The following is an 11,604-nucleotide window of genomic DNA, read 5'->3' as shown; positions in this document are numbered from 1 at the left end:
TAAAAAGTAATTATGCAATTTATTAATTGAAAATAAATCCCTATAATAGAAAACAACTAAAACGCTTACCTACTTTTCTATTCTATTAATCAAGATAAATTGATCTATAACACGATCTAACTTACATGGTCCGTTTGACAAACCCAGATGGTAAAGGTGAAGAACAATGACAAACATTTTTTACGTTGAGTATGACGCAGCACATAATAGCAATTTTGTTTTTGATATTCCCGAAGGGCATCCTTGCTGGCTTTTGGTTATCACACAGACTCCCGCTCAGTTCTGGGTAGATGGAAAACTAAAGGATTACCCACCCCATTGTGCCGTTCTTTTTGAGCCGCATCAAAAAGTTTATTATCGTGCCTGTGCAGAGCAATATATTAATGACTGGATTCGTTTTGAAAGCGATGAACCTTACGTGACCGAAACCTCGCTTCCATTTGGCAAACCTTTTCCTTTGGATGACCCCGAATATTGCCACAAGCTATTCCAACTGCTTGTCGTAGAGAATTCATTCAAAAAAGACTACAGGGAATCATCCATAGATTGTCTGCTCCGGACCCTTTTCAACAAACTGCTTGAGTCTTACTTTCAAGAGGAAATTAGTCCTCAGCACTATAATCTTTTAAAGCTTCGGGCGGCGATCCACAACAATCCCAGCCACCCTTGGACAATATCGGAAATGGCTAAAATCATTAGCATCAGTCCGGGATACCTGCAGTTAATTTACAAGAAATTGTTTGGTCTCTCGTGTATGGATGATGTTATTCATAGTCGAATTCGCTTAGCCAAAGAATACCTCAGACATCATCTTTACACGGTTGCGGAGATTGCAGACCGGTGCGGTTACCGTAATGTGGAGCATTTCTCCAGGCAGTTCAAACAAATGACCGGTTCGTCGCCAAAGAGATTTCACAAACACACTGGCAGCTTAACTGTCGGCACAGCCGATTCCGATGAGATCAACCCTTGATTCCGGTCATCGTAATCCCCTGAACAAAATATTTTTGTCCGATGAAGAAGAGGATCAGCACAGGAATAACTGTGATCAGGGAAACCGCCATCAACATCTGTATTTGCGAGGAGCCAAAAGAATTCTGGAAGAACTGCAGACCGATAGCCAGCGTGAAATTCTCATCGCTGTTCAAATAAATTAGCGGAGACATGTAGTCATTCCAGTGAAAGGTAATCGACATGAGACCCACCGTAATCAAAGCCGGTTTGATTGCCGGCAGCAGGATTTTGTAATAAATCTGGAAGGCATTTGCACCGTCAATATAGGCGGCTTCATCCAAATCTTTCGGGATCGTTTTGAAGAATTGTCGAAGAAGGAAAATGTTAAACGCGCCTCCCCCAAAAAAGGAGGGAATGATAAGAGGCATCAAGGTATCAAGCCAGCCAAGTTTGGTGAACAACAGGTAAGTAGGAACGAGAGTCACCTGACTGGGGAGCATCATGGTAGCAAGCACCATGGTAAATAACAATCCGCTGTATCTGGATTTAAATCGTGCAAAGCCATAGGCTACAAATGAAGCGGAAAGAACCGTCCCAAACGTTGCCAGCCCCGTTACGATTAAGGTATTCCATGTATAGCGTGTGAAATCCGCATACTGCCAGCCCTGAATGAAATTATCCCACGTAAACGTTCCCGGGATGATTTTGGGAGGGAGCGTATAAGCTTCCGAGGGGATTTTAAAAGCGGTGGAAAGCATCCATATAAACGGAAAGATAAATACGATTGCAACGATCGTCAATACGACATAACTCAAGCTGACTCTGATCCGGTCGCTGGTTCTTTTACTTTTATAATAAGCCTCCATGGCTGCACCTCCCAAATTAGTTATCGTAATAAACCCAGTATCTGGAGGTCCGGTTTACGATTAGAGTGATGATCATAATAACGATGAATAATAACCAGGCCAAAGTAGAGGCGTAACCCATCTCGTTATATTTAAATCCGCTGTTATAAATATGCATCATGTACGTATAGGTGGAGTAACTTGGGCCGCCTTCGGTCAGGATGTAAGGTTGCATAAAGATTTGGAAACCACCGATGATCCCCATGACCAGATTAAAATAAAGTGTTGGCGTTATCAGGGGCAGGGTAATCCGCGTAATTTTAACTACACTGCTTGCTCCATCCATTTCAGCGCTCTCATATAGGGCTTCCGGAATATCCTGCAGCCCCGCCAGTGTAATGATGATGGAATTTCCGATGGTCCAGACCCCCATAATAATAATTGCCGGCATTGCCCATTTGGCATCGCTTAACCAATTCGGTCCTGTAATGCCGAAGAGAGAAAGGAAATAATTAACGAGCCCGAATTGAGCATTAAAAATCCAACCCCAAAGTAAGGTAACCGCAACGCCGGATGTGATATAAGGGATATAAAAGCTGGTTCGGAAAAAACCAACCCCCTTAATTTTTTGATTAAGCAGAAGAGCAATCAGAAACGACAAGAGCAAACTGGCCGGAACGGAAACCACCACAAAATATAGCGTGTTCAGCAAAGAACGATAAAATAGCGGATCCTGTGTAAAGGCCCTGATGATATTATCTAAACCAATAAATTCGCCTGAGCCGGTCATATCCATATTTGTGAAAACCAGAATGATGGAATAAGCCATGGGATATAAGGTGAATATTAAAAAACCCAAAAGCCATGGCGAGATAAAGAGGAAAAATGGTTTCTCCTCCCTTTTTTCACTGCTGCTGTTTCGAGCCTTCATTCTTTCGCCTCCATAAATGCCTCCATTTGAGACCGGATTATGATAGAAAGGGGGAAAAGATCTCCCCCTTGGTTAAACCGGGTGTTGTTCTTCTATTATTTATTTTGATGGATGGAGTCGAGAGCGGCCTGGATTTGTGAAGTATAGGCTTTGGCCGCTTCCTCAGCCGATTTCCCCTGAACGGTGACCTGCTGCCAGGTTTGCTCGTAGAGATCCCCTGCCTTGGCAATGGAGCCTCCCCAAGGGAAAGTTATGGCATCCTGCAGCCCCGTTACAAAATCCACCATGGAGATATCTGTACCTTCAATTTTCAAATTGGCAAACGTACTTTCAGCCGATTCTTTCGCCGCAGGCAGATTTACCTTACTGTACAAATCGCCTACCTCTTTATTCAGGGATACGGTTTTTATATAAGCCCAAGCAGCTTCTTTGTTTTTAGAATCCTTATTCATGGCGAAGCCGGTCTGAAATTTAATGTTTACGGTCTTTCCGGACGGATCTTTTGGAGGCATCACAATTCCCCATTTAAAGTTTGATCCGATATTTTTGGCGATCGTCGAAGCTTCAAATACACCTAGCGGATACATAGCAGCTTTACCTGCGGCGAACATTTGGTCCATGGGCATGCTCTTGGCGGCTGCGTCATCCGGCATTGCCTTTGCGTTCACCAGGTCGCCGAACAATTGGTAACCCTTAAGGGTATTGGGATCATCCAACGTCTGTTTGGTCCAATCCTCGTTATATGGCATCCCGCCGTATATAAAGGGAGCGAAGCTTTGCCAAATCCAATGGGACACAATACCGTAGACCCGGTTTACTCCTTCACCCGAGGAGACCTGCTTGGCTGTTGCTGAGAAATCATCCCAGGTCCAGTCATTTGTTGGATATGGGATACCGGCCTTGTCAAAAATGTCTTTATTGTACGCAATCATAAAATCCGAGGCTGTTGTCGGCATACCTTTGCGTGTACCGTCCGGATCTACATATCCTCCGTCAACTCCCTGCGTAAACAAAGCTTCGAGGTCCAATTGATCCTTTTCAATATAAGGATTCAAATCTTCGAACCACTTGGATCTTAACCCTTTCCAGTCTGGAGACATCATAATCACATCACCGGCATTTCCCGCAGCCAGAGCTGCATCCAGCTTAACATCGATGTTATCTGCAGGGAGCCAAACTTCATGCACCTTCACTTTAGGATAAAGCTTCTTGAACATTTTGGTTGCTTCCTTCCGGGACTGAAGCTCCTCACCGCCGCCCCACCCGAATACGGTAAGGTCGCCAGAAATTTCTTGCCCCGGATTATTACTGCCCGCAGGGTTTTCCTCCGCCTGATTACCGGTTCCTCCACAAGCGGTGAGCGCTGTCATTAATATCCCGATGAATAGAATGGCTGAAAATCTTCTCATATTTATCCTCCTTTGGACTTAGGCCATGGCTGGTGTTGTAACTTGACGAATGAACTTAAAATCCTGATTACAGTCAAAAAAACTGGGGAGGGAATTACTGATCTATTCTTATTTAATACAAAAACCCTATGCTCTTCCCAAACCTGCATTTATCACAAAATTGCAAGGTGAAATTCCAGACATCGCATATTAAAACACCACTCCTTCTGTTTTGTTAGCGTTTTCTATTGTTATTTAAAAGTAAGGTTTCTGACTGTTTGATTCAATGACCTATCCTGAAGAATTATTGATCAATAGTCATATTCAAAATTTGATATCAAGGGCCGAAGTTCAATTCTTGCAAGAAAAGAAGATGTCCTAGAGTATACCTCCGATGTTGATTTAGGCAGGTGAACTCAGACATAGGAAGAAGCGAAACAAAAAAAGGGACTCGATGCGCTCATCGAATCCCTTTTCCCCAATATGGATTATTTGGATGTAAGACTTACTTGTGCAGCAGATTGATCCCAATCCACTGTTAATCCGAGTCCTTCCGAAATGAAGCGTACAGGCACCAGTGTGCGACTGTTTTGGATAATGGTTGGCTCATCGATATCAATCGTCTCCCCGTTAACCGTTGCCGTGCTGCTTCCAATCTGGAGTACAAGGGTTTGGTCATTCAAAACAGCCGTTACCGTCTTCGCTGTTTTGTTCCAGGTCACCTCTGCACCAAGCGCTTCAAGGATTGCATTTACAGGTACCATTACTCGCCCATTTTGCTCCAGCGGGTCCTGATCCGGGAACGTAATCGCCTGACCATCCAGCGTGACGGAAATGGTTTTAACCGTTGTTCCCGTTTCAGAAGAAGTTTCCGAGCCTGTATCTTCCGTAGTCTCAGGCAAAGGAGTCACTTCACGTCCAAGCTGCTCTTGCAAATTGGCAAGCCGGTTCAGGGCAAATGTCGTCAGCGATCCTGCTGCCATGGAGCCCATGCCGCCTCCGCCACCGCCAAAGTTACCGCCAGGACGTGTTTGGGTATTCCCTGTGCTTGTTGTGGTGTCTGTTATCTCTGTTCCCGCTGCCCCATCCGACTGTGTGGGTGGTGTCATTCCATCTGGAGGTGTCATGCCTTCGAAACCTTCAGGGGGCGTCATACCTTCCATGCCCTCTGGTGGCGTCATGCCATCGAATCCTTCCGGCGGTGTTCCACCCATGCCGCCTGCTGCATCAGCGTTAGCAGAGTAAGCGATGTTGGATTCGAACTGTTCGGTCGTGTAGAATTTGGTTGGATCTGCTTCTACATAAGGACGGATGACATCAGCAAGTTCTGTAATACGGTCTTGGATGCCTTCCAGGTAGTCCGTCAACTCGTTGACGTAGCTCAAGTATTTTTCTTTATACTCCGGTACGGCAAGCAGGTTGTTAATCATCGGTACATTTTCCATGCTGATGCCCAATACTGGCTCGTCCACGGATACGTTCGTTGCATTGGTGTTGGTCGTAGTGGATCCGGTTGTCGTTGTTCCACGTCCGCCTCCACCCGAATACCCATTGAAGGACATGTTAAAGTCCCAAGGTACAACCGTGAACTTGCCATCGGCATCGCTGTAGAGCATGTAGTTGTGCCCTTTGTCGCCGTTATAGCTGTCATAGTTGCCGAAAACCATGTTCCCTGCGATATACTGAAGTGCGGAGTCAACGTCAAGCACACTCTCGATATCGCCTTTTTCTCCTTCAGGCATGTCATTCAGCGTTTTGATAAAGTTTTTGAGTTTGGTTTTATTCTCGTCCGTACCCAAATCTTCAGTGAGTGTGCTGTAGTCGCTGCCCTCTTCATATTGAAGATAACTTCTCTCGTCGGTATCATAGAGAACACCGTTTTCGTAATCTTCACCGTAGTTCCGCTCCAGGTAGCTGTCATCCACCGCTTCAACACCTGTATAGAAACCAACCAATTCGCCGTTAACATACAGGTTAACGTAGTTCGTCATCGGTACATCCATACCAATACTGCGCAGCGCTTCATAGTGAAGAACTTCACGCATGTACGATGGATCCGCGTAGTTGTTGTTCAGTACCATTTTGTCCAGACCAAGCAGGGTCTGCGTCTTGTCGTATTTATCAAACTTCAGTCTGAAGCTGTAACGGTCCGAATCTTCCATGGATGCCACGGACTTCAGTGTCAGATTGCCTTTCGTGGAAAAACCGACATTATCCAGCTTGTTGCCATCCACTTCCACACTGACCTTCTTATAATCCTTATCCAGCGGACTTTCAAGCATGCTCTCCCAGTCTGCATCATCAATCGTAACGTTGATATCAATGACATTATCTGTCTGGAATAATGATTCGTACGCTTGTGTAATGCCTGTGCTGGTCGTTGTAGCGGCTGTATCCTCTGCGGCATACGCTGCGTTAGGGCTAGCGATCAGGCCGAACGACGACGTCACCATTGTCACGGACAGTGCCGTTACTGCAACTTTTTGTAGTAAATTAATCAAGTGATAAATCCTCCTTCTTGGTTTCTGTTAAGCACCTGAGGCTTATGCAACCATGGTAGGGGACAAACCTTTAGTGAATCTTAAATGAGGTTCGTGTCTAACGTACGCTTCATTACTTTACCCTCTCCAGACTTCACGCTTAGCCACCTTATTTTTTTGAATGTACATCGTATTTTTGAATATAAAAAAAACTCACGAAGCATCAGGCCTCCCGGCCAGTCTTGTGAGTCTTTCTATTTCGAAAATGGTTTTGGGCTTCCATCATCCATGACACGACTTAGTGCTTGTATCGTCTAATCGGGTGTTCTATTTGGAACCCCAGATCGATTGATTATTGGAACCAATCAGCGAGAAGGTCATGACCTCGTTATGGCTGGATAGCTCATTTTTCTGTTTAAAGAATATACCTTTGTACGTTACACCGTTAATCACCATCGTGCAGTAATACGTACCGGAAGTATTCGACCATGTACCTGTTACCGCACCGGATATCGTTCCGTTGGCATTCAGCGTGACGCTCTGGGTCGGAAGCATGCCTACGCCGCTAATGGATGCATCCAGCCCCATGTTAACGAACTGGTACGTTCCCGTCATGTCGCTTGCGCTATAACCCGTGGAAGAGATGCTGCTTCCCAAAAATTCGTACACGGCTGTCACCGGCCATTTGTCGGCATTCAGGAATTGCTGGTGCGCACGAACCTCATGATACTCGGTTCCGTTATTGAAACGGGTATGATAGATCAGATACCTTGCGCCATCCGTATCGACAAATGCGGAGTTGTGTCCTCCCGATTTGTAACCAAGCGGTATGCCCGACAGCGTATAGTTGCCGAACAGCTTCACGCCGCGAGTGGACTGATCAACCGAAGCAGACGCATATACGGCCTGATTGCCAGCAGCATCCGTATATGTTCCGTCAATCGTGGTGGAACGATACACGCGGATATGATAACCGCCCTCATTGGCCAATCCGCCGTACGTTACATACAGGTAGTAATAACCTGCATCCCTGTCATACACGATATAGGGAGCTTCTCCCGTTTTCCCATAACCTCCCGCAATGCGTTTGCCAAAGTAACGGTCCGTATTGCCGCTGTCCGTTCCCGGATAGATCGGCTGGCCTGTATCCGGATTAATTTGAAGAATATAGATTCCCCCTGACCAGGATCCGTAACTCATCCACAGTTTGCCGGAACTGTCATAGGTCAAGGTAGGATCGATCGCGTTGGGAAACAGTGTATTATTGAATCCGCCATTGCTCAGGAACCAGCCGCTTCGCGTGCCAGACAACGTCCCTTTGTCAATCAGCTCGGGAATATTGGTATTCTGGTACCATGTGTTTACGGTTTTTGTTCCAAGAGATGACGTAGTCGTGATCGGATTGCTTCCGCTTGTGAATCCCGAGTAGATGATGGTATCAATGTACTCGTAGGGTCCCTTAACGGACTTGGATACACCAAAACCGATAGCTGAGCGAATATAGGTGGAAGAAGTGGAGTAATACAACATGTAGGCGCCCTTGGAGCCGTCCGCCCACGTATAAGAAGCATTGTAAATCGGCGATGCTGGCGCCCATACCGCGTGACCGCCGGAGCTGTCCTGATCGTTATAACCGGCCCAGGCATAGGATACAGCCAGAGCGGATGTCAAGGCAGCACCCGAGCTTCGGGATGCATTCCCGGTTCCGCCTGCTTTGACCAGCTCCCATTTCTGCATATCCCCGCCCCAGTAGTTCCATTGCTGTACATTGGCACCGGCAGTCGTGCTTCCGTCCGCCACATCCAGCGCACTGGTATATCCGGAAACCTTGGTCAGGAAAGCAACCGAGCCATCCGCATTTTGCTGAATCCGGAACAACTGCATGGTACCACCCCAATACGCCCACTGCTCAATGAGAGCACCGTCGGCAGCCGAGCCGCCATTGACGTCAATGGCACTTTTATAGGCCGAGTTGGCGGTAAGGAGATAGTAATCCCCGTTGCTGTAGTGCATAATTCTGAACTTCTGCGCGTCGGACCCGTTATAGGACCACTGCCGAATGCCTGTCCCATCAGCAGATGAGCCATCGGTGACATCCAGGTATAGGTTGCTGTTTTTATTTTTGATGTAATAGTAGCCTTCAAAGGTAGAGGGTGCATATAAGGTACTGTTGGCATACCCCTGCGTTCCCTCGTAAGACCAGTTTCGGAGATCCGTGCTGCTGGCCTGAGCCAGATGCGAGCCGTAAATGTAATACTTGTTCGTGGACGAATCATAATAAATGGACGGGTCATGTACGGACACCCGGGTTGTATTCGAAGTTGTCGATGAACTTGCTGCCCCTAATGCATTTCCACTGCCTACGCTAACGACCAAAAGGACAAAAACGAGAATCATTGTGCCCAGTTTGTTCCATAACTTGTACATACACTGCATGATCGGATCGATCTCCCTTCATAGTGGCGTGATCATATAGCAAATTAGATAATAATAATTCTGTATATATCGAAGTTTTGAAGCGCTTTCATAATTTGAGATAAAAAATAAATTTTCTCTCTTTCCCCAATACATTTACTAACGTAAAGGTTTTTATTACTTTATGAACGGATATATTAACCTCCTTTCAAAAGAATAAGCTGCATAGCCATTCTGGATTCAAACACTATCCTCCACCTCATAATAAATGCATATCCTTGTCGAAGTAAGGGGAATGATGTCGCTATGGAAAATAAATATATATATTAATAAATTTGTAATAATGTAACCTTAAGCTATTCACCTTTACTAAACATCTCCTTTCGTGAACTGCTCATCGGCACGTCACCTGGCGGAAGGTAGATATGTTCTGTTGGACATCTGGAGTCGATTAAATCATGTAATTCCAGAGAAGGTATGTTACTATTTTCCAGTATAAGGAGGGTTATCATGTTTAAAAGATTTCTTTTATTCGTATCCGCCGCTTTATTACTAACAAGCTGCGATGAACCCGGTTCATCTGTCGAGAACACTCAGTTGAGCGAGCAGAACGCCGAAATGACCCAAACTATCAAGGAACTGAGAGAAGAGAACACTCGCCTGCAGGAACAAGTTACTTTCCTACAGGAAAGCGTAAACGAAGAGGAAGCTAGGACAAACCTGAGAGAGACCCTGAATATGACGTTTAAACTCATGGCTGCCATGGAATCAGAAGATACCGCTTATATCGAGTCCGTATCTTCTCCCAATGTGGAGATAACCTCTAGCAGAAATGCATTTGTTGTTCGACATGGAGATTCTTCTTATGAAGCTGATTTCATTAAGAGCATGCTTTGGGACGAGTTCGAGTTCAGAGGTTATGATCAAAAGGATTCAGACCACTTCATGCTTTTTATTGCCCGAACTATTACGACAAAAGGTTCTGAGGGAAAAATCGAGTACGAGTTTTCCTTCATCCGTTCACCTGAAGGGGAGTGGTTTTTTGACGGGTATATCTCTTAAATAGCTTGAACCAAAAAAAAGTGATGCTCCCATATTCAATGGAACACCACTTTTTTTTCATTTTCATTTGGATTTAAGAATCTACTTCCACCCGCTGAAGAAAGGTCCGTGTGCGATCCAACTTTGGATTGCCAAAAATCTGTTCTGGCGGGCCCTCCTCGGCAATTTCGCCGTTATCCATGAAGAAGACCCGATCTGCAACATCGCGGGCAAAGCTCATCTCATGCGTGACGATCATCATCGTCATATTCTCCTGCGCCAGCTCTTTGATCACTCGCAGTACTTCCCCGGTCAACTCGGGATCGAGTGCCGATGTCGGCTCATCGAACAGCAGAATGTCCGGCTGCATCATCAATGCGCGGGCAATCGCTACGCGCTGTTTCTGTCCGCCGGACAGATTGGCCGGATAGGCATCCGCCTTGTCGGACAGCCCCACTTTGCCGAGCAATTCCAGGCTGCGCTGGCGGATGAGGCTTGAGCTTTCCTTTTTCAACGTCTTCGGTGCCAGTTCCAGATTCGCCTGTACGGTCAGATGCGGGAACAGATTAAAATGCTGAAACACCATGCCCATACGATCTGTGATCTTGCGAATTTCCGCAGCTCCAGCATAACGGCCATTGTCAGCCAGCGTCTGATCCTGAATGCGAATCGTTCCACCGGAGATATCTTCCAGATGAATGAGACTGCGCAGCATCGTGCTTTTACCCGAGCCGGATGGGCCGATCACAGCAATGACTTCACCCGGCGCCACGTTGAAGGATACCTGCTTCAGTACATCGAGTGATCCAAAAGATTTTCTTAACTGATTTACTTCTATAATATGTGTCATATGCAGACAGTCCTTTGATTGATCAGATTTAATTTATTCAAATGAAAACCGCTTCTCCAATGCCTTGAACAGCAATGTGAGCACCAATGTCATCAGCAGGTACATGATCGCTGCGACGAAAAAAGGGACCAGCTGCAAATCCCGGTTCACTGCGGCTTGAGCGTAGTAGAGCAATTCAGGAACCGCCACCGCATATAACAAAGCCGTATCCTTGATTAAAGTAATGGATTCATTCGCCGTTGCAGGCAATACCACCCGAATCATCTGTGGAATGATCACTTTGGTCATCGTTTGCCATTTCGTTAAACCAAGAACCTGTGCAGCTTCATGCTGCCCTTTGTCGATGGAGAGCAAACCACCTCTAAAGATTTCGGCAAAGTACGCCGCGTAGTTCAGAATAAAAGCAATGGCAGCGGCAACGAGCCGGTCAAATACCAGATACTCACCGATCACTGGAAGCAGTGGAAGACCAAAGCAGAAAAAGAGGATCTGCAGCAACAACGGTGTTCCCCGCATAACATAGACGTACGTATGTGCCAGCCATGCGAGCGGTTTGAATCGGCTCCTCATGACCAGTGTAACAGCAAAACCCAACGGTACGGACAGCACAATGGCGACCAAAAACAGGAAAATGGTCGTCTGCGCTCCCTCGAGCATAGGCTTCAAAATAGTAGAAATATAATCCCAACTCATGATTTTT

9 protein-coding genes are annotated in these 11,604 nt (G+C 46.1%); 2 read left to right on the top strand and 7 right to left on the bottom strand.

What is annotated here, in order from left to right:
* The first annotated feature begins 166 nt into the window (after window positions 1-166).
* Window positions 167-973 carry a helix-turn-helix transcriptional regulator gene (locus tag AAIH57_RS10270; RefSeq protein ID WP_175398009.1) on the top strand — a complete coding sequence of 269 codons (807 nt, stop codon included), beginning with the start codon at window positions 167-169 and terminating at the stop codon, window positions 971-973.
* Here AAIH57_RS10270 and AAIH57_RS10265 read toward each other — a convergent pair.
* The 5 genes from AAIH57_RS10265 to AAIH57_RS10245 form a co-directional block, all read right to left on the bottom strand.
* On the bottom strand, window positions 963-1,820 hold the full coding sequence (locus AAIH57_RS10265; RefSeq protein WP_217506551.1) for a carbohydrate ABC transporter permease: 858 nt from the start codon (window positions 1,818-1,820) through the stop codon (window positions 963-965). The two genes, AAIH57_RS10270 and AAIH57_RS10265, sit on opposite strands and share 11 nt — an antisense overlap.
* Before the next feature lie 16 nt (window positions 1,821-1,836).
* Window positions 1,837-2,730, bottom strand: coding sequence for a carbohydrate ABC transporter permease (locus AAIH57_RS10260; protein ID WP_430021557.1), 894 nt, complete (start codon window positions 2,728-2,730; stop codon window positions 1,837-1,839).
* 95 nt (window positions 2,731-2,825) lie between these two features.
* Window positions 2,826-4,139 (bottom strand): ABC transporter substrate-binding protein, encoded by a 1,314-nt coding sequence (locus AAIH57_RS10255; protein ID WP_430021556.1) that lies wholly within the window; start codon window positions 4,137-4,139, stop codon window positions 2,826-2,828.
* A 467-nt stretch (window positions 4,140-4,606) separates the two neighbouring features.
* Entirely contained in the window at window positions 4,607-6,619 is a 2,013-nt protein-coding gene (locus AAIH57_RS10250; RefSeq protein ID WP_430021555.1) for a CotH kinase family protein, read from the bottom strand.
* Between the two features lie 306 nt (window positions 6,620-6,925).
* Window positions 6,926-9,034 (bottom strand): RICIN domain-containing protein, encoded by a 2,109-nt coding sequence (locus AAIH57_RS10245; protein ID WP_430021554.1) that lies wholly within the window; start codon window positions 9,032-9,034, stop codon window positions 6,926-6,928.
* Window positions 9,035-9,523: 489 nt separating this feature from the next.
* On the opposite strand from AAIH57_RS10245, the gene AAIH57_RS10240 reads away from it, so the two are divergent.
* The gene (locus tag AAIH57_RS10240) at window positions 9,524-10,075 is read left to right on the top strand and encodes a hypothetical protein (RefSeq protein WP_175398003.1); all 552 of its coding nucleotides are present in this window, start codon (window positions 9,524-9,526) and stop codon (window positions 10,073-10,075) included.
* A 73-nt stretch (window positions 10,076-10,148) separates the two neighbouring features.
* Here AAIH57_RS10240 and AAIH57_RS10235 read toward each other — a convergent pair whose 3' ends face one another.
* Both AAIH57_RS10235 and AAIH57_RS10230 read right to left on the bottom strand, forming a co-directional pair.
* On the bottom strand, window positions 10,149-10,904 hold the full coding sequence (locus AAIH57_RS10235; RefSeq protein ID WP_175398002.1) for an amino acid ABC transporter ATP-binding protein: 756 nt from the start codon (window positions 10,902-10,904) through the stop codon (window positions 10,149-10,151).
* 33 nt (window positions 10,905-10,937) lie between these two features.
* The gene (locus tag AAIH57_RS10230; RefSeq protein WP_413034889.1) at window positions 10,938-11,597 is read right to left on the bottom strand and encodes an amino acid ABC transporter permease; all 660 of its coding nucleotides are present in this window, start codon (window positions 11,595-11,597) and stop codon (window positions 10,938-10,940) included.
* Window positions 11,598-11,604 lie beyond the last annotated feature (7 nt).

The organism is Paenibacillus sp. MABNR03 (assembly GCF_050455445.1).
GTDB lineage: Bacteria > Bacillota > Bacilli > Paenibacillales > Paenibacillaceae > Paenibacillus > Paenibacillus xylanilyticus.
Note: the sequence above shows the minus strand (reverse complement) of the source record. Positions and strands in the feature narration are given on the sequence as shown.

Bases quoted from the DNA above. Each gene is read 5' to 3' on its own strand.
- AAIH57_RS10270 (WP_175398009.1), top strand. From the start codon at position 167: ATGACAAACATTTTTTACGTTGAGTATGACGCAGCACATAATAGCAAT.
- AAIH57_RS10265 (WP_217506551.1), bottom strand. From the start codon at position 1,820: ATGGAGGCTTATTATAAAAGTAAAAGAACCAGCGACCGGATCAGAGTC.
- AAIH57_RS10260 (WP_430021557.1), bottom strand. From the start codon at position 2,730: ATGAAGGCTCGAAACAGCAGCAGTGAAAAAAGGGAGGAGAAACCATTT.
- AAIH57_RS10255 (WP_430021556.1), bottom strand. From the start codon at position 4,139: ATGAGAAGATTTTCAGCCATTCTATTCATCGGGATATTAATGACAGCG.
- AAIH57_RS10245 (WP_430021554.1), bottom strand. From the start codon at position 9,034: ATGCAGTGTATGTACAAGTTATGGAACAAACTGGGCACAATGATTCTC.
- AAIH57_RS10240 (WP_175398003.1), top strand. From the start codon at position 9,524: ATGTTTAAAAGATTTCTTTTATTCGTATCCGCCGCTTTATTACTAACA.
- AAIH57_RS10235 (WP_175398002.1), bottom strand. From the start codon at position 10,904: ATGACACATATTATAGAAGTAAATCAGTTAAGAAAATCTTTTGGATCA.
- AAIH57_RS10230 (WP_413034889.1), bottom strand. From the start codon at position 11,597: ATGAGTTGGGATTATATTTCTACTATTTTGAAGCCTATGCTCGAGGGA.